The sequence below is a fragment of the Micromonospora humi genome, from assembly GCF_900090105.1.
In the GTDB taxonomy this organism is placed as follows: Bacteria; Actinomycetota; Actinomycetes; order Mycobacteriales; family Micromonosporaceae; genus Micromonospora; species Micromonospora humi.
Genome location: NZ_FMDM01000008.1, coordinates 1 through 20701 on the forward strand (window position 1 = coordinate 1; position 20701 = coordinate 20701).

The 20701-nt window shown below is 75.2% G+C and carries 1 protein-coding gene; it reads left to right on the forward strand.

Going from position 1 to position 20701, the window contains the following annotated elements; translation table 11 throughout:
• Positions 1 to 29: 29 nt before the first annotated feature.
• Complete coding sequence (locus GA0070213_RS31855; protein WP_425412838.1) at positions 30 to 20684, forward strand: type I polyketide synthase; 20655 nt, start codon at positions 30 to 32, stop codon at positions 20682 to 20684.
• The last annotated feature ends 17 nt before the right edge of the window (positions 20685 to 20701 follow it).

Here is a 20701-nt window from a genome sequence, read left to right on the forward strand (position 1 = left end):
ACTTCCGGGACGTGCTGTTGGGTCTGGGGGTGTATCCGGATCCGGATGCGGTGATGGGTTCCGAGGGTGCGGGTGTGGTGGTCGAGGTCGGCCCCGACGTTTCCGACCTGGCGGTGGGTGATCGGGTGTTCGGGCTGTTCCACGGTGGGTTCGCGCCGCGGGTGGTGGCGGATCATCGGGTGGTCGCGCGGATGCCGCAGGGTTGGTCGTTCGCGCAGGCGGCGGCGGTGCCGATGGCGTTCCTGACGGCCTGGTACGGGCTGGACGACCTCGGACGTCTGCGGGCCGGTGAGCGGCTGTTGGTGCATGCCGCTGCCGGTGGTGTGGGTATGGCGGCGGTGCAGTTGGCGCGGCTGTGGGGTGCGGAGGTGTTCGCGACCGCCTCACCGGCGAAGTGGGCGGCGGTCGAAGCGCTCGGCGTCGACCCGGAGCGCATCGCGTCGTCGCGGGATCTGGGCTTCGCCGACGTGTTCGGCGGTGTGGATGTGGTGTTGGACTCGCTGGCCGGTGAGTTCGTGGACGCGTCGTTGGGCATGCTGCGCCCGGGTGGCCGGTTCGTGGAGATGGGTAAGGCGGACATCCGCGACGCCGCCGAGGTCGAGCGTCGGCTCGGGGTCTGGTACAAGGCGTTCGACCTGTCGGAGGCGGGCGCGGATCGCACGGCGGCGATGTTGGCCGACCTCGTCGCGTTGTTCGAGTCGGGGGACCTGCGGCTGTTGCCGCCGACCGTGGCGGACGTGCGGGAACTGCCGGCGGTGCTGGGTGCGATGAGTCGTGGCGCGCACGTCGGGAAGAACGTGGTCCTCGTTCCCCGCCCGGTGGACGGGCCGGTGCTGATCACCGGCGGCACCGGCGGTCTGGGTGCGCTGGTCGCCGCGCATCTGGTCGAGGCGCACGGCGTACGGGATCTGGTGCTGGTGAGCCGGTCCGGTGGGCCGGCGCCGGAGCTGGACGCCCGGGTGCGGGTGGTCGCGGCCGACGTCACCGACCGGGCCGCCCTGGCCGCGGTGATCGACGGCATCGACGACCTCGCCGGTGTGGTGCACTGCGCCGGCGTGCTCGACGACGGCGTGTTCACCAGCCTGACACCGGAACGGGTGGCCGCCGTCCTCGCGCCCAAGGTCGACGCGGTGCTGCACCTGCACGAGCTGACGCGCGACCGGGACCTGGCGCTCTTCACCGTGTTCTCCTCGATCTCGGCGGTCTTCGGCACCGCCGGCCAAGCCGGATACTCGGCCGCCAACGCGTTCCTCGACGGCTTCGTCTCGTACCGTCGCGGTCTCGGTCTGGTCGGTCAGTCGCTGGGCTGGGGTCTGTGGGCCAACGCCGCCGGCATGGGCGGCGCGGTGGCCGCGCGGGTCGGCGGCGGCATGTCCGACGAGCTGGGCCTGGCCCTGTTCGACGCCGCGCACCGGCTGCCGGACGCGCACGTGGTCCCGGCACGGCTCGACCTCGACGCGGTCCGGGCCTCGGGGACCGTGCCGCCGCTGCTGCGCCGGCTGGTCACCAGCACGGTCCGCCGGGCCGACGACGGCGGCGCAACGGGCCCCGACCTGGCGCGACGCCTCGTCGGGCTGGCGGACGCCGACCAGGACCGGCTGCTGACCGACGTGGTGTGCACGGCCGCCGCCGGCGTGCTCGGCCACGGCTCCGCCGACGCGGTCCAGCCGACCCGGGCCTTCAAGGACCTCGGGTTCGACTCGCTCACCTCCGTCGAGCTGCGCAACCGGCTGAACACCGCGACCGGGCTGCGGCTGCCCGCCACGCTGGTGTTCGACTACCCCACCCCGGTCGTCCTGGCCGGCTGGCTGCGCACCGAGCTGCTCGGCGCGCCGGCCCCGCAACAGGCCCGGATCGTCCGGGCCGCCACCGACGACGACGCGATCGCGATCGTCGGCATGGCCTGCCGCTACCCGGGCGGCGCCAACAGCCCCGACGACCTCTGGCGGCTCGTCACCGACGGCACGGACGCGATCGGCCCGTTCCCGACCGACCGTGGCTGGGCCGCCGACGCCGGCGACTACGTACGCCAGGGCGGCTTCATCGACGACGCGACCGCGTTCGACTCCCGCCTCTTCGGCATCTCGCCGCGCGAGGCCCTGACCATGGACCCGCAACAGCGGGTGCTCCTCGAAGCCTGCTGGGAGGTCTTCGAACGGGCCGGGTTCGACCCCGAGTCGCTGCGCGGTGAGCCGGTCGGCGTGTTCATCGGCTCGTCCTCGTCCGGCTACGGCACCGCCGGCCCGCTGCCGGACGGCGCCGAGACCCACGCGCTCACCGGCACCGCGCCGAGCGTGATCAGCGGACGGGTCGCGTACACCTTCGGCATCGAAGGTCCCGCGGTCACCGTCGACACGGCCTGCTCCTCGTCGCTGGTCGCCCTGCACCTCGCCGCCCAGGCGCTGCGGTCGGGGGAGTGCACGATGGCCCTCACCGGCGGGGTCACCGTCCTGGCCGGCGCCGACATCTTCCCGAGCTTCGACAGCCAGGGCGGCCTGGCCGGGGACGGGCGGTGCAAGCCGTTCTCGGCCGACGCCGACGGCACCGGCTGGTCCGAGGGCGTCGGCGTGCTGCTCGTCGAGAAGCTCTCCGACGCCCGGCGCCACGGCCACCAGGTGCTGGCCGTGGTGCGGGGCACCGCGGTGAACTCCGACGGGGCGTCGAACGGGCTCACCGCCCCGAACGGGCCGTCCCAGCAGCGGGTCATCACGCAGGCCCTCGCGAACGCGCGGCTCACCCCGGCCGACATCGACGTGGTGGAGGCGCACGGCACCGGCACCGCGCTCGGCGACCCGATCGAGGCGCAGGCGCTGCTCGCCACGTACGGCCGGCAGCGCCCCGCCGACCAACCGTTGCGGCTCGGCTCGATCAAGTCCAACATCGGCCACACCCAGGCCGCGGCCGGCGTCGCCGGCATCATCAAGATGGTGCTGGCCATGCGGCACGGCGAGCTGCCGCGCACGCTGCACGCCCGGACCCCGTCCGCGCACATCGACTGGACCTCCGGCGCCCTGCACCTGCTGACCGAACCGGTCGCCTGGCCGGCGGGCGACCGCCCGCGCCGGGCGGCGGTGTCGTCCTTCGGCATCAGCGGCACCAACGCCCACGTGGTGCTCGAGGAGGCGCCCACCCCGGTCTCCGCGCCGGCCCCGGCCGAGCCGGTCGCCGGACCGGTGCCGTGGGTGCTGTCCGCCCGGACGCCGGCGGCGCTGCGAGCCCAGGCCGAACGGCTCCGGGAGTACGCGCTGGCGCGGCCGCAGTCACGGCCGGCGGACGTCGGTGCGGCGCTGGTGTCGACCCGGGCCGTCCTCGATCACCGTGCGGTGGTCGTGGGATCGGACCTGGCGTCGTTCGCGGCGGCGCTGGCGGACCTCGACACCGGAACCGGCGGCACCGGTACGGGCCGCACCGCGTTCCTGTTCACCGGCCAGGGCGCCCAGCGGATCGGGATGGGCAGTGGCCTGGCTGAGCGGTTCCCGCTCTTCGCCGAGACGTTCGACGGCATCGTCGCCCGCTTCGACGGGCTGCGCGAGGCCCTGGAGTCCGACGCGATCCACCGCACCGTGCACACCCAGGCCGGGCTGTTCGCGGTCGAGGTCGCGCTCTACCGGTTGTTCGAGTCCTGGGGCGTCACCCCGGACTACCTGCTGGGGCACTCGATCGGGGAGATCGCCGCCGCGCACGTGGCGGGCGTGCTGTCGCTCGACGACGCGGTGACGTTGGTGGCGGCGCGCGGCCGGTTGATGCAGGCGCTGCCGGCCGGCGGCGCGATGCTCGCGGTGCAGGCGTCCGAGGCCGAGGTGCGCAAGGCGATCGGCCGCCGGAAGATCGACGTGGCCGCGGTCAACGGGCCGAACTCCGTGGTCGTCTCCGGCAGGGCCGCCGCCGTCGACAAGCTCGCGGCGCGCTTCCCGAAGACCACCCGGCTCACCGTGTCGCACGCGTTCCACTCGTCGCTGATGGAGCCGATGCTCGCCGACTTCGCCGCCGCGATCGGGCACATCGAGTTCGCGTCGCCGCGGATTCCGGTGGTGTCGAACCTGACCGGCGAGCCGGTCGAGGAGTTCACCGCCGACTACTGGGTGCGCCACGTGCGCGAGGCGGTGCGCTTCGACGACGGCATGACCTGGCTCGCCGACCACGGCGTCACCCGGTGCCTGGAGGTCGGCCCGGCGGCCGTGCTGTCGGCGACGGCCGCGCCGGACCTCACCTACGTCACCGCGCTGCGCAAGGACCGCGACGAGACCACGACCGTCCTGGAGGCGGCCGGACGGCTGTGGGCCGTGGGCGTACCCGTCGACTGGGCGGCGATCCTGCCGGCCGCGCCGCGGGTCGACCTGCCGACGTACCCGTTCCAGCGCGACCGCTACTGGCTGATGCCCGCCGAGACGACCGGGATCACCGGCGCCGAGGACGGCGCGTTCTGGTCGGCGGTGGAACGCGGCGACCACGAGAGCCTCGCCGGCGAACTCGACGGCGTGGACGCGGGAGCGCTGGAGCGCATGCTGCCGGCCCTGTCCGCGTGGCGTCACCGGCGTCGTTCGCAGGGCGTGGTGGAGGGATGGCGGTACCGGGTCGGCTGGGCGCCGATGCCCGAGCCGGCGCCGGTGGTGCTGTCGGGTACGTGGCTGGTGCTGTCGGAGACGGACGCCGACGACATCGTCGCGGCGCTGGCGTCGGCGGGTGCCGAGGTGGTGCGGTCGAGTTCCGTCACGGTCGTCGACGGCCTGCGAGGTGTGGTCTGGGTCGGCGGTGCGGGTTGGCCGTTGGTGGCCGCGCTGAAGGAGATCGCCGCCGTCGGGATCACCGCGCCGGTGTGGGCGGTGACGCGTGGCGCGGTCGCGGTGGGTCGATCCGAGTCGGTGACCGACGTCGGAGCGTCGATGGTGTGGGGTGTGGGCCGGGTCGCCGGCCTGGAGCTGCCGCAGACGTGGGGCGGTCTGGTCGACGTTCCCGCCCGCCTGGGCGAGCCTGAGGGCCGCCGGTTCGCGGGAGTGTTGGCCGGCGGCGGTGAGGACCAGGTTGCCGTCCGGTCGTCCGGGGTGTTCGTGCGCAGGTTGCGGCGTGCCGCCCCGGCTGGACCGGCGAACCCGGTGTCGCTGTCGGGCACCGTGCTGGTCACCGGTGGCACGGGTGCTCTTGGTTCGCGTGCGGCGCGGTGGGTGGTGCGCCGTGGCGCCTCCCGGGTGGTGTTGCTGTCGCGTCGTGGCGAGCAGGCCCCGGGCGTCCGTGACCTCGTCGCGGAACTGAGCGCCGAGGGTGCCGAGGTGTCGGTGGTGGCGTGCGACGTCGCCGACCGTGATGCCGTGCACGCGGTGGTGGCGGGCATCGAGGGCTTGACCGGTGTGGTGCACGCGGCGGGCGTGTCCGGCATGGAGAGCCTGCTCGACGTCACGAAGGAGTCGTTCGGGGCGGTGGTGTCGGGCAAGGTGTCGGGTGCGTTGCACCTGGACGAGGCGACCGCCGAGCTTGATCTTGACTTGTTCCTGGTGTTCTCGTCGATCGCCGGGGTCTGGGGCAGTGGCGGTCAGGCCGCCTACGCCGCCGGCAATGCGGTGCTGGACGCGCTGGTGGAGTCGCGTCGCGCCGCCGGGAAGGCGGGCACCGCCATCGCGTGGGGTCCGTGGGCCGAGGGTGGGATGGCCGGCGAGGCGAATGCCGTCGACTACCTGGCCCGCCGCGGTCTCACCGCGATGGACCCGGACCTGGCGATGCACGCCTTGGCGTTGGCGGTCGATTCCGGCGACGCGACGACGACGGTCGCCGACGTGGACTGGTCGCGGTTCGTGCCGACGTTCGCCGCGCAGCGGCCGGCGCCGCTCTTCGGTGAGCTGGCGGTGGTCGCCTCCGAGACGCCGGCCGACGATGCGCTGGCGGCACGCCTGGCCGGCCTGTCGCAGACCGAGCGGCGCCGGGAGCTGTTGGCGTTGGTGCGGGCGCAGACCGCGAAGGCGTTGGGTTACGCCGGGGCGGTGCAGGTGGAGCCGCAGACGGCATTCCGGGATCTGGGCATCGACTCCGTGACCGCGGTGGAGGTGAAGAGCCGGATCAACGCGGCGACCGGTCTGCACCTGGGGTCGTCGTTGGTCTTCGACTACCCGACCCCCCAGGCGTTGGCCGACCACCTCCTGGAGGCGCTGGGCTTCACCGGGACGGACGACGCGCCGGCGGTGGCGATGCCGGGGCGGGTCGACGGTGACGACATCGTGATCGTGGGGATGGCGTGCCGGTATCCGGGCGGGGTTCAGTCGCCGGAGGATCTGTGGCGGTTGGTCGCCGGGGGTGCCGATGGCATGTCGGTGTTCCCTGTCGACCGGGGGTGGGCCGTTCCGGCCGACGCGTCGTACTCGGCGGTGGGCGGGTTCGTTGACAGCGCGACGGGTTTCGACGCGGGCCTGTTCGGCATCTCTCCGCGTGAGGCCGTCGCGATGGATCCGCAGCAGCGCATGTTGTTGGAGGTGTCCTGGGAGACCTTGGAGCGTTCGGGGGTGGATCCGCGGTCGTTGCGGGGTCGTCCGGTGGGTGTGTTCGTGGGCGCGTCGAATTCCGGCTATGGCACTGGGGGACTGTTCGCGGAGACCGGTGACGGGCACGTCCTGACCGGTACGGCGAACAGTGTGATCTCGGGTCGGGTGTCGTATTCGTTCGGGTTCGAGGGTCCGGCGATGACGGTGGACACGGCGTGTTCGTCGTCGCTGGTGGCGTTGCATCTGGCGGCGCAGGCGTTGCGTTCTGGTGAGTGTGATCTGGCGCTTGCCGGTGGGGTGACGGTGATCACGGGTCCGGAGGTGTTCGCGGAGTTCGCCCGTCAGGACGGGTTGTCGTCGGACGGGCGGTGCAAGTCGTTCGCGGGTGCCGCGGACGGCACGGGGTGGGCCGAGGGCGCCGGCATGCTGCTGGTGGAGCGCCGTGCTGACGCCGAACGGCTCGGGCACCGCATCCTGGCCGTCATCAGCGGCAGCGCCGTCAACCAGGATGGCGCGTCGAACGGCCTGACCGCGCCGAACGGGCCGGCGCAGCAGCGGGTGATCCGGCAGGCACTGGCCAGTGCCGGGTTGACGACGGCCGACGTGGACGTGGTGGAGGCGCACGGCACCGGCACCCGGTTGGGCGACCCGATCGAGGCGCAGGCGTTGCTGGCGACCTACGGGCAGGACCGCGACGAGCCGTTGTGGCTCGGGTCGATCAAGTCGAACATCGGGCACACCCAGGCCGCCGCCGGTGTCGCCGGGATCATCAAGATGATCCTGGCGATGCGCCACGGCGTGCTGCCGGCGACGTTGCACGTCGACGAGCCGTCGCCGCACGTGGACTGGAGCGCCGGGGCGGTGGAACTGCTGACCGCGGCCCGACCGTGGGAGTCGAACGGCAGCCCACGCCGCGCGGCGGTGTCGGCGTTCGGGATCAGCGGCACCAACGCGCACCTGATCCTCCAGGAACCCGCCGAGCAGCAGGCGACCGTCGAGGCGCCCGAGGCCGACGGCCCGCTGCCGTGGCTCGTCTCCGCCAGGTCGGCGGAGGCGCTGGCCGGGCAACTGGTCCGGCTTCGACAGACCGTGGCGGAGCTGGACCCGGCGGCGGTGGCGTGGTCGCTGGCGACCGGGCGCGCCGCGCTGGAGCACCGCGCGGTGGTGCTCGCCGGCACCCGCGACGACCTCCTCACCGGCCTGGGAGCGCCGACGGTGTCCGGCGTGGCGGCCGAGGGTGGCCTGGCGGTGCTGTTCACCGGTCAGGGCGCGCAGCGGATCGGCATGGGCCTGCGGCTGGCGGATCGGTTCCCGGTGTTCGCGGCGGCGTTCGACGCGATCCGCGCCCGCTTCGACCAGCTCCTCGACATGCCGCTGCGCGACGCCGTCGACTCCGACGCGATCCACCAGACCGTCTACACCCAGGCCGGCCTGTTCGCGGTCGAGGTGGCCCTGTTCCGGCTCCTCCAATCCTGGGGGATCACCCCCGACTACCTGCTGGGCCACTCGATCGGCGAGATCGCCGCCGCGCACGTCGCGGACGTGCTCTCCCTGGACGACGCGGTCACGCTGGTCGCGGCGCGCGGCCGGCTGATGCAGGCGCTGCCGGCCGGCGGCGCGATGCTCGCGGTGCAGGCCTCCGAGGCCGAGGTCCGGTCGATGCTCGCCGGCGGCGTGGACGTCGCCGCGGTCAACGGCCCCACCTCGGTTGTCATCTCCGGTCCGGCGCACGCGATCGACGAGCTGGCGCCCAGGTTCGCCAAGGCCACCCGGTTGACGGTGTCGCACGCGTTCCACTCGTCGCTGATGGAGCCGATGCTGGCCGACTTCGCGGCCGCGATCAGGCACCTCGACTTCGCGCCCCCGCGCATCCCGATCGTGTCGAACCTGACCGGCGAGCCGGTCGAGCAGTTCACCGCCGACTACTGGGTGCGCCACGTGCGCGAGGCGGTCCGCTTCGCCGACGGCGTGGCGTGGCTGCGGGCGCAGGGCGTGACCCGGGCCGTCGAGGTCGGCCCGTCCGGTGTGCTGTCCGCGATGGCGCGCCTGACCGCGCCGGACCTCACGTACGCGCCCGCGCTGCGCAAGGACCGCGACGAGGCCGAGAGCCTGCTGTACGCGGTCGCCCAGGCGTGGACCGTCGGCGTGCCGGTCGACTGGACCGCGATCCTGCCCGCCGCGCCCCGCGTCGACCTGCCCACCTACGCGTTCCAGCGGGACCACTACTGGCTCACCCCGCTCGACCTCCCGGCGACCACCGCCGCGGACCCGGTGGAGGCGGCGTTCTGGCAGGCCGTCGAGGGCGAGAGCCTGCACGACCTGCTGCACACCGACGTCCCGGCCTCGCTGGGCGCCGCGCTCGCCGAGTGGCGCCGCGACCGGATGGCCGCCGGTGCGGTCGCGTCCTGGTGCTACGACGTCACCTGGCAGCCGGTCGCCGACCCGGCTCGGCCCGCCCCGGGCTCCTGGATCGTGCTGACCCCGCACGACGGCGTCGCCGACCCGCTGGTGTCCACGCTGAGCGGCGCCGGCCTGGACATCGTCGAACTCCCGGTCATGCCCGAGGACCTGGACCGTGCGGTCCTGGCCGAGGAACTCGCCGCCATGGGCGCGGGCCTGGCGGGCCTCGCCGGCGTCGTGTCCCTGCTGTCGCTGGCCGAGCCCGCCGACTCGGTGGTGCCGCGCAGCTTCCTGACCGTCGTGCAGGCCCTCGGCGACAGCGGCGTCGACGCGCGGCTGTGGTGCGTCACCCAGGGCGCCGTCTCGGTCGGCCGCTCCGACCCGCTGCACGACGCGACCGCGGCCCTCGTGTGGGGCGCGGGCCGGGTCGCCGCGCTGGAGGCGCCGGAACAGTGGGGTGGCCTCGTCGACGTCCCGGCCGGTCTCGGCGGGCGCGAGGGCGACCGGCTGGCCGGCGTCCTCGGTGGCGGCGAGGACCAGGTCGCGGTCCGTGCCTCCGGGGTCTTCGTCCGGCGGCTGCGACCCGCGCCGTCGCCGGCCCGACCGCCGGCCCCGCGCACCTGGGACGGTACGGTCCTGGTCACCGGCGGCACCGGGGCGCTCGGCGCTCAGGTGGCCCGTTGGCTGGTGGGTCGTGGGGTGCCGCGGTTGGTGTTGACGTCGCGGCGGGGGATGGACGCGCCGGGTGCCGTTGAGTTGGTGGCGGAGCTGTCGCCGGCGCGGGTGGACGTGGTGGCGTGTGACGTCGCGGATCGTCCGCAGGTGGCGGAGCTGCTGGCCGGGATCCCGGACCTGCGCGGCGTGGTGCACGCCGCCGGCGTCGCCGGCATGGGCCTGCTCTCCCAGACCACCGCCGAGGAGTTCGCCGCGATCGTGCGCGGCAAGGTCGCCGGCGCGGTCCACCTGGACGCGCTGACCCACGACCTCGACCTGTTCGTGGTCTTCTCGTCGATCTCCGGCGTCTGGGGCAGCGGCGGCCAGCCGGCCTACTCGGCCGGGAACGCGTTTCTCGACGCGCTGGTGCAGGCGCGCCGCGCGAAGGGCGAGCCCGGCACGGCGATCGCCTGGGGGCCGTGGGCCGAGGCCGGCATGCTGGTCGCCGAGGAGGGCGCCGAGGACTACCTGCGCCGGCGCGGTCTGCGCCCGATGCCGCCGGCGCTGGCGATCCGGGCGCTGGCCGAGGCGGTCGACGCCGACACCGGCTGCCTGACCGTCGCCGACGTCGACTGGGCCCGGTTCGGGCCGGCGTTCACCGCCTCCCGGCCCAGCCCGCTGCTGCACGACCTGCTCCCCGCCGACGCGGCTCCGGCCGTGACGACGCCCGACACCGACCGGTGGGCCGGGCACCTGGCCGCGCTCGGGCCGGCGGAACGCTCCCGCACGGTCCTCGCGCAGGTGCGCCGCACGGTGGCCGAGGTGCTCGGGTACGCCGACGTGGACCGGGTGCCGCCGGGCCGGGCGTTCAAGGACCTCGGCATCGACTCGCTCACCGCGGTCGAGCTGCGCGACCGGTTGCAGGCGCTGACCGGGCTCGCGCTGCCGGCCAGCCTCGCCTTCGACCACCCCACCGCCACCGCGGTCACCGACCTCCTCCAGTCGCACGTCACGGGCGCCGACACGGCCGCGCCGGTGCTGACCGCCACCGCCGTCACCACCGACCCGATCGTCATCGTGAGCATGGCGTGCCGGTACCCCGGCGGGGTGACCGGTCCCGAGGACCTGTGGCGGCTGGTCGCCGACGGCGCCGACGCCGTCGGGCCGTTCCCGACCGACCGGGGCTGGGACCTGGACGCGCTGTTCGACCCGGACGGCAGCCGCGCCGGCAGCTCGTACGTGCGGGAGGGCGGCTTCCTGCGGGACGCCTCCACGTTCGACGCCGACATGTTCGGCATCTCGCCGCGCGAGGCGCTGGCGATGGACCCGCAGCAGCGGCTGCTGCTGGAGACGACGTGGGAGGCGCTGGAGCGGGCGGGCGTCGACCCGACGTCTCTCACCGGCACGCCCACCGGCGTGTTCGTCGGCACCAACGGCCAGGACTACACCACCCTGTCCGCGTCCGCGGCCGGGTCCGAGGGCTACGTCGCGACCGGCACGATCGCCAGCGTGATGTCCGGGCGGCTGTCGTACGCGTTCGGCCTCGAAGGCCCGGCCGTCACCGTCGACACGGCCTGCTCGTCGTCGCTCGTCGCGCTGCACCTCGCCGGCCAGGCGCTGCGGCAGGGCGAGTGCGATCTGGCGCTGGTCGGTGGCGTGACCGTGATGACCACCCCGTACACGTTCGTGGAGTTCAGCCGCCAGCAGGGCCTGTCGTTCGACGGCCGGTGCAAGTCCTTCGGCGCCGGTGCGGACGGCACCGGCTGGTCCGAGGGCGTGGGCATGCTCGTGGTCGAACGCCTCAGCGACGCCCGGCGCAACGGGCACCGGGTGCTCGCGGTGGTACGCGGCAGCGCGGTCAACCAGGACGGCGCCAGCAACGGGCTCACCGCACCCAACGGCGGTGCGCAGCAGCGCGTCATCCGGCAGGCCCTCGCCAACTCCGGCCTGACCACCGGCGACGTCGACCTGGTGGAGGCGCACGGCACCGGCACCAAGCTCGGCGACCCGATCGAGGCCCAGGCGCTGCTGGCGACCTACGGCCAGGAGCGGAGCGCGGAACGGCCGCTGTGGCTGGGCTCGATCAAGTCGAACCTCGGTCACACCCAGGCCGCCGCCGGCGTCGCCGGGATCATCAAGCTGATCATGGCGATGCGGCACGACACCATGCCGCCCACCCTCTACGCCGAGGAGCGCACCCCGCACGTCGACTGGAGCGCCGGCGCGGTCGAGCTGCTGACCGAGGCCCGGCCGTGGAAGCCGAACGGCCATCCCCGCCGGGGCGCGGTGTCGTCGTTCGGGATCAGCGGCACCAACGCCCACGTGATCATCGAGGAGCCGGCCGCGGTCACCGACCCGCAGCTCGGCGTCCCGCCGGTCGAGGGCCGCCAGCCGTGGCTGGTCTCGGCGCGCTCGCCGCAGGCGCTGGCCGCCCAGGTGGAGCGGCTGCGCGACTTCGTGGCCGCCGAGCCGGAGCTGGACCCGGCGGCGGTGGCCTGGTCGCTGGCGACCGGCCGGGCCGCGCTGGAGCACCGCGCGGTGCTGCTGGGCGCCACCCGCGAGGACTTCATCGCCGGTCTGCAGGCGTCCGTGGCGTCCGACGCCGGCGGTCCGCAGGCGGCCGGGGCATCGGGTGTGGCGGCCGAGGGTGATCTGGCGTTCCTGTTCACCGGTCAGGGCGCGCAGCGCGTCGGGATGGGTGCGGGCCTGTACGCCCGGTTCCCGGTGTTCGCCGAGGCGTTCGACGGGATCTGCGCCCGCTTCGATCAGGTGCTGGACGTGCCGTTGCGGGAGGCGATCGATTCGGAGGCGGTCCATCGGACCGTCTACACGCAGGCCGGCCTGTTCGCCGTCGAGGTGGCGTTGTTCCGCCTCGTCGAGTCGTGGGGGGTGATCCCGGACTTCCTGCTCGGTCACTCGATCGGGGAGATCGCCGCCGCGCACGTCGCGGGGGTGCTGTCGCTCGACGACGCGGTGACCTTGGTGGCGGCGCGCGGCCGGCTGATGCAGGCGCTGCCGGCCGGTGGGGCGATGCTCGCGGTGCGGGCCTCCGAGGCCGAAGTCCGCGGCCAGCTGATCGACGGGGTGGACGTCGCCGCCGTCAACGGCCCCACCTCGGTCGTCGTCTCCGGGCCGGAAGAGAAGATCGACGAGTTGGCGCCCAGGTTCGCCAGGGCCACCCGGTTGACGGTGTCGCACGCGTTCCACTCGTCGCTGATGGAGCCGATGCTGGCCGAGTTCGCGGCGGCGATCGCGCACATCTCGTTTGCGCCGCCGCGTGTTCCGGTGGTGTCGAACCTGACCGGCGAGCCGGTGGAGGAGTTCACCGCCGGCTACTGGGTGCGCCACGTGCGCGAGGCGGTGCGCTTCGACGACGGCATGCAGTGGCTCGCCGGCAACGGGGTGACCCGCTGTCTGGAGGTCGGCCCGGCGGGCGTGCTGTCCGCGCTGGCCGCCCCCGACCTCGCCTATGTCCCGGCGCTGCGCAAGGACCGCGACGAGACCGACAGCCTGCTGCACGCGGTCGCCACACTGTGGACCGCCGGCGTGCCGGTCGACTGGGCCGCGATCCTGCCCGCACGAGCTCGACTGGAACTGCCCACGTACGCCTTCCAGGGCCGCCGCTTCTGGCCCGAGGCCGCCCCCGGCGCCGCCGTCGCCGTGCCCGGCCTGACCGTCACCGACCACCCGCTGGTCGGCCTCGCGATGCCGGTGGCCGGCGCCGACGAGGTGCTGCTGACCGGCCGCCTGGCCGCGTCCGTCCAACCCTGGCTGGCCGACCACACCGTGTGGGGCCGCGTCGTCGTCCCCGGCACCGCCTTCGTCGACCTGGCGCTGCGTGCCGCGCGGCAGGTCGGCGGCGGCCGGATCGACGAGCTGACCGTCGAGGCGCCGCTGATCCTGGCGGCCGGCGGCGCCGAGGTGCAGGTGCGGGTCACCGCACCGGACGGGTACGGCGTGCGCGATGTGCGGATCCACGCCCGCCCGGCGCACGACGCCGACGGCCCGTGGACGCTGCACGCCTCCGGCGCGCTCACCGACGCCGGCGGAGACGACACGTTCACCCTGGCGCAGTGGCCGCCGGCCGACGCCCAGCCGGTGGAGCTGGACGGCTTCTACGACCGCCTCGCCACCGACGCCGGCCTCGACTACGGGCCGGTGTTCCGGGGCCTGCGGTCCGCCTGGCGCACCGCCGACACGGTCTACACCGAGGTGGCGGTGCCCGCCGAGGCGCACGCCGACGCGACCCGCTTCGACCTGCACCCGGCCCTGCTGGACGCCGCCCTGCACGGCTGCGCCCTGCTGTTCCCGGCCGACGGCACCGCACGCCTGCCGTTCGCCTGGTCCGGCGTCACCCTGCACGCCACCGGCGCCACCCGGCTGCGCGTCGCGTTGAGCCTCGCCGGCCCGGACGCGGTGACCGTACGGGTCGCCGACGGCATCGGTGAGCCGGTCGCCACCGTGCGACGGCTGATGCTGCGCGGTGCCTCCGCGGAGCAACTCCCCACCGGCGCTCCGGCCGCCGTCCGCGACGCGCTGTTCACCGTCGAGTGGACGCCGCTGCCCACCCCGGCCGGGGACCCGGTCGAGGGCGTCGTGGTGCTGCCCGTCCGCGACGTCGACCAGGCGCTCGACGCCGTACAGAACTGGCTCGCCGCCGACGACGCGGGCGGCACGCTGGCCGTCGTCACCCGGGGCGCGGTCCCGGCCGGCGGCCCGGTCTCCGACCTGCCCGGCGCCGCCGTGTGGGGCCTGCTGAGGTCCGCCCAGACCGAGAACCCCGACCGGATCGTGCTCGTCGACGTGGACCACGACGACCCCGCCGCGCCGGACGTCGTCGACGCGGTCGGGCTCGGCGAGCCCGAGGTGGCGGTACGCGCCGGCGAGTTCCTCGTCCCGCGCCTGGTCCGCGCCACCCCCGGGACCGGGACGCCCGCCCCGATCGACGGGACGGTGCTGATCACCGGTGGCACGGGTGGTCTGGGCGCGTTGGTCGCGGCGCATCTGGTCGAGACGCATGGCGTGCGGGACCTGGTGCTGGTGAGCCGTTCCGGCGGGCCGGCACCGGAGGTGGACGCGCGGGTAAGAGTCGTCGCTGCCGACGTCACCGACCGCGCCGCCCTGGCGGCGGTGATCGAGGGCATCGACGGTCTCGCCGGGGTGGTGCACTGCGCCGGAGTGCTCGACGACGGCGTGTTCACCAGCCTCACACCGCAGCGGGTGGCCGGGGTCATGGCGCCCAAGGCCGACGCGGTGGTGCACCTGCACGAGCTGACGCGCGACCTCGACCTGGCGATGTTCACCGTGTTCTCCTCGGTGTCGGCGGTGTTCGGGTCGGCGGGTCAGGCGGCGTACGCGGCCGCGAACGCGTTCCTGGACGGCTTCGTCTCGTACCGTCGTGGTCTCGGTCTGGTCGGTCAGTCCCTGAGCTGGGGATTGTGGGCCAACGCCGCGGGCATGGGCGGTGAGCTGGCCGCGCGACTGGGCGGCGGCATGTCCGACGAGCTGGGCCTGGCGTTGTTCGACGCGGCCCGCCGGCTGCCGGACGCGCACGTCGTCCCGGCGCGGCTCGACCTCGACGCGGTACGGGCCTCGGGGACGGTGCCGCCGCTGCTGCGCCGGCTGGTCACCACGACGGTCCGGCGGGCCGACGACGGCGGCGCCACCGGCACCGGCCTGGCCGACCGGCTGGCCGCCCTCCCCGACGCCGACCGCGACCGGCTGCTGACCGACGTGGTGTGCACGGCCGCGGCCGGCGTGCTCGGCCACTCCTCGGGTGACGCGGTGCTGCCCGGCCGGGCGTTCAAGGACCTCGGGTTCGACTCGCTCACCTCGGTCGAGCTGCGCAACCGGCTCAACGCGGCGACCGGGCTGCGGCTGCCCGCCACGCTGGTGTTCGACTACCCGACCCCGGACGCGCTCGCCGGCTGGCTGCGCACCGAGCTGCTCGGCGCCCCGGCCCCCGCCCAGGCGCGGCGCGTCCGGGCCGCCACCGACGACGACCCGATCGCCATCGTCGGCATGAGCTGCCGGTTCCCCGGCGGGGCCAACAGCCCGGAGGAGCTCTGGCAGCTGCTCAGCGACGGTGCCGACGCGATCGGCCCGTTCCCCACCGACCGCGGCTGGCCCGCCGACCCGGCCGGATACGCCCGCCAGGGCGGCTTCCTCGACGCGGCCACCGACTTCGACGCCCGGCTCTTCGGCATCTCGCCGCGTGAGGCGGTCGCCATGGACCCGCAGCAGCGGGTGCTCCTGGAAGCCTGCTGGGAGGTGTTCGAACGCTCCGGGATGGACCCCGAGTCGCTGCGCGGCGAACCGGTCGGCGTCTTCATCGGCGCCTCCACGTTCGGCTACGGCATGAACGGCGGGATGCCCCCGGGCAGCGAGGGCCACCTGCTCACCGGCACCGCCCCCAGCATCATCTCGGGGCGGGTGGCGTACACGTTCGGGCTGGAGGGGCCGGCGCTGACCGTGGACACCGCCTGCTCGTCGTCCTCGGTCACGCTGCACCTGGCGGCGCAGGCGCTGCGCCGGGGCGAGTGCACGATGGCGATCGCCGGTGGCGTCACGGTGATGGCCAGCGCCGGCATCTTCCCGAGCTTCGACAGCCAGGGCGGCCTGGCCGGGGACGGGCGGTGCAAGCCGTTCTCGGCCGACGCCGACGGCACCGGCTGGTCCGAGGGCGTCGGCGTGCTGCTCGTCGAGAAGCTCTCCGACGCCCGACGGAACGGCCACCAGGTGCTGGCCGTGGTGCGGGGCACCGCGGTCAATCAGGACGGCGCGTCCAACGGGCTCACCGCCCCCAACGGGCCGTCCCAGCAGCGGGTCATCGGGCAGGCGCTCGCCGACGCCCGGCTCACCCCGGCCGACGTGGACGTGGTGGAGGCGCACGGCACCGGCACCGTCCTCGGCGACCCGATCGAGGCGCAGGCGCTGCTGGCCGCGTACGGCGGCGACCGGGACGGGCAGCCGCTGTGGCTCGGCTCGATCAAGTCGAACATCGGTCACACCCAGTGCGCCGCGGGCGTCGCCGGCATCATCAAGATGGTGCTGGCCATGCGGCACGGCGTCCTGCCCCGGACGCTGCACGCCGACCAGCCCTCGCCGCACATCGACTGGACCGGCAACGCGCTGCGCCTGCTGACCGAGCCGGTGTCGTGGACCGCCGGCGCCGGGCGCCCGCGCCGGGCCGCCGTCTCGTCCTTCGGCATCAGCGGCACCAACGCCCACGTCGTGCTGGAGGAGGCGCCCACCCGGGCGCCCGCCCCGGCACCGACCGAACCGGACCCGAGCGTCGTGCCGTGGGTGCTCTCGGCCCGCACCGCGGAGGCGTTGCGGGCCCAGGCCGGCCGGCTGCACCAGCACCTGCTCGCCCACCCCGACCTGCGCCCGGTCGACGTGGGGCACACCCTGGCGAGCGCCCGCGCGGTCCTGGAGCACCGCGCCGTGGTGCCCGCCGCCGCCGTGGAGACCCTGGCCCGCATCGCCGCCGGTGACGACACCGGCACGCCGGCCGGCACCGGCCGGACCGCCGTCCTGTTCACCGGGCAGGGCGCGCAGTGGCCGGGGATGGGCGCCGGCCTGGCGACCCGGTTCCCGGTCTTCGCCGAGGCGTTCGACGCCATCGTGGGACGCTTCGACGGGCTGCGCGAGGCGCTGGAGTCCGACGCGATCCACCAGACCGTGCACACCCAGGCCGGGCTGTTCGCGGTCGAGGTGGCGCTCTACCGGCTCTTCGAGTCGTGGGGCGTCACCCCCGACCACCTGCTCGGCCACTCGATCGGCGAGATCGCCGCCGCGCACGTCGCCGGCGTGTTCGACCTGGACGACGCGGTGACCCTGGTGGCCGCCCGGGGCCGGCTCATGCAGGCGCTCCCGGCCGGCGGCGCGATGCTGGCGGTCCGCGCGTCGGAGGCCGACGTCCGGGCCGCGCTGCCGGCCGGGGTGGACGTCGCCGCGGTCAACGGCCCGAACGCGGTGGTCCTCTCCGGGCCCGCCGACGCCATCGACGCGCTGGAGCCACGGTTCCCCCGTGCGACCCGGCTGACCGTGTCACACGCGTTCCACTCGTCGCTGATGGAGCCGATGCTCGCCGAGTTCGGCGCCGCGATCGAGAACCTCACCTACCGGGCGCCGCGGATCCCGGTGGTGTCGAACCTGACCGGCGAGCCGGTCGAGGAGTACACCGCGAGCTACTGGGTGCGGCACGTACGCGAGGCGGTGCGCTTCGCCGACGGCGTCGCCTGGCTCGCCGCGCACGGCGTGGTGCGGTGCCTGGAGGTCGGCCCGCACGGCGTGCTCACCACGATGGCCCCGCAGACCGCCCCCGACCTGCTCTACGCGCCCGGGATGCGGCGCAACCGCGACGAGGCGGCGACCGCCCTGGACGCCGTCGGCCGGCTGTTCGTCTCCGGCGCCGCCGTCGACTGGGCCGCGGTGCTCGACGGGCGGGGCGGGCGCACGGTGCCGCTGCCGACGTACGCGTTCCAGCGTGAGCGGTTCTGGCCGGCGTCCGTCGGGGCCGGCGACGTCACCTCCGCCGGCCTGACCGGTGGCGGCCACCCGATGCTCGCCGCCTCCGTCCGGCTGACCGGCGGCGACGGCGACGTCTACACCGGCCGCCTGTCGGTCGACACCCACCCGTGGCTGGCCGACCACGTCGTGCTCGGCCGGATCGTCGTCCCGGGCACCGCGTTCGTCGAGCTGGCGGTGCACGCCGGCCGCGGCGCGATCCGCGAGCTGACCCTCGCCGCGCCGCTCGTGGTGCCGGCCGGCGGCGCGGTCGACCTCCAGGTCCGGGCCGCCGAGCCGGACGAGGCGGGGGACCGGCGCGTGGTGATCGCGGCGCGGGCCGACGGCGCGACCGACTGGACCACGCACGCGACGGGCGTGGTCAGCCCCGGCGAAGGGCCGGCGCCGGCGTTCGACCTCACCGCCTGGCCGCCGGTCGGCGCGGAGCCGGTCGACGTCGACGGCCTCTACGCCGCGACCGCCGCCAACGGACTCGACTACGGCCCGGTCTTCCAGGGCCTGCGGCGGGCCTGGCGGCTCGGCGCCGACGTCTACGCCGAGGTCGAGACCACCGACCCGGAAGCCGGCCGCTACGCGCTCTTCCCGCCGCTGCTCGACGCCGCGCTGCACGGCATCGGACTCGGCGCCTTCGTCGGCGACGCCGACCGGCCGTGGCTGCCGTTCAGCTGGTCCGGCGTCACCCTGCACGCGATCGGCGCCACCGCCGCCCGGATCCGGCTCTCCCCGGCCGGCACCGACACCGTCGCGCTGTCGGTGGCCGACGGCGCCGGTCAGCCGGTCGCCACCGTCGACGCCCTGGCCCTGCGCCCGGCCGCCCTCCCGGCCGACGCCGCCGGACCGGCGAACGCGTTCTTCACCGTCGACTGGGTCCCCGCCCCGGCGACCCCGGGCGACACCGCGCCGACCGCTGTCGTCGCCGGCGACCCGGCGACCGCCGAGCGACTCGGCCTGCCGCCGGTCGACGAGCCGGCCACCGTGGCGGACCTCGTCGTGGTCCCGGCGACATCGGTCACCGAGGTCCTCGGTCTCACCCAGCGCTGGCTGGCCGACGAGCCGGACCGACCGTCCCGCCTGGTGCTGCTCACCCGCCTGGCGGTCCCGGCCGGCGGCCCGGTGGCCGACCCGGACGGCGCGGCGGTCTGGGGCCTGATCCGCAGCGCCCAGAGCGAGAACCCCGGCCGCATCGTGCTCGCCGACACCGACGACGACCCCGCCTCGTGGGCCACCGTCGTCGCCGCGGCGGCCGGCGACGAGCCGCAGATCGCGGTACGCGCCGGCACGGTCCTCGTGCCCCGGCTGGTGCGGGCGGAGGCGCCCGCGGCGAGCGAGCCGGAGCCGTTCCCCGGCACGGTCCTCGTCACCGGCGGCACCGGGGCGCTCGGCGCGCTCGTCGCCGAGCACGTGGTGCGGACCCACGGCGTACGCGACCTCGTGCTGGTCAGCCGGCAGGGCGCGGACGCGCCCGGCGCCGCCGACCTGGTGGCGTCGCTCGAAGCGCTGGGCGCCCGGGCGACGCTCGCCCGCGGCGACGCCGGCGACCGGGACGACCTGCGCCGCGTTATCGCCGCGATCCCTACCGCGGCGCCGCTCACCGGCGTGATCCACTGCGCCGGCGTGCTCGACGACGGCGTGCTCGGCAGCCTCACCGCCGAACGGGTCGAACGGGTGCTGCGCCCCAAGGCGGACGCCGCCCGGCACCTGCACGAGCTGACCGCGCATCTCGACCTGCGGTGGTTCCTGCTGTTCTCCTCCGTCGCGGCCACGTTCGGCGCGCCCGGGCAGGCCAACTACGCGGCGGCCAACGGGTTCCTCGACGGTCTCGCGTCGCACCGGCGCGGGCTCGGCCTGCCCGCCCAGTCGATGGCGTGGGGCCTCTGGGCGGTCTCCTCCGGGATGACCGGGCAGCTCGACGACCGCGACGTCGCCCGCATCGGCGGCGGCATGGCCACCGGCGACGGGCTCGCCCTGTTCGACCGGGCGCTCGCCGCCGGCCTGCCGCACGCGGTGCTGAACCCGCTGGACCTGCGCGCGCTGGCCGGGGCGGAACTGCCGCCGCTGCTGCGCACGCTGGTGCCGGCGGCGCCCCGGCGGGCGGGGGAGTCCGCACCGGACGGGCGCGAGCTGGCCCGGCGGCTGGCCGGGCTCGACCCGACCGGGCGGGCGGAGGAGATGCTCGCCCTCGTCCGCGGGCAGGCCGCCGCCGCCCTCGGCTACCCCGACCCCGCCGCGATCGAGCCGGAGCGCGGCCTCACCGACCAGGGCCTCGACTCGCTGACCGCGGTGGAGCTGCGCAACCGGCTGGCCGCCGCGACCGGGCTCCGGCTGCCCTCCACGCTGGTCTTCGACCATCCCACCGCGGTACGGCTGGCCGCGGAACTCGACCGGCGGCTGGCGGCGGCGGGTCCCACCGACCCGGGCCTGCTCGACGACCTCGACCGGGTCGCCGGCGGTCTCGCCCTCGACGGCCTGGACGAGTCGGTGCGCCGGCGGGCGGTCGCCCGGCTGCTGGCCCTGGCGGCCAAGTTCGGCGGCACCGACGGCACCGCCGAACCGGCGGCCACCGGCGGCCTCGACGCGGCCACCGACGACGAGATTTTCGCCTTCATCGACAACGAGCTCGGCGCTTCCTGAGACTGCGGAGGACTGCG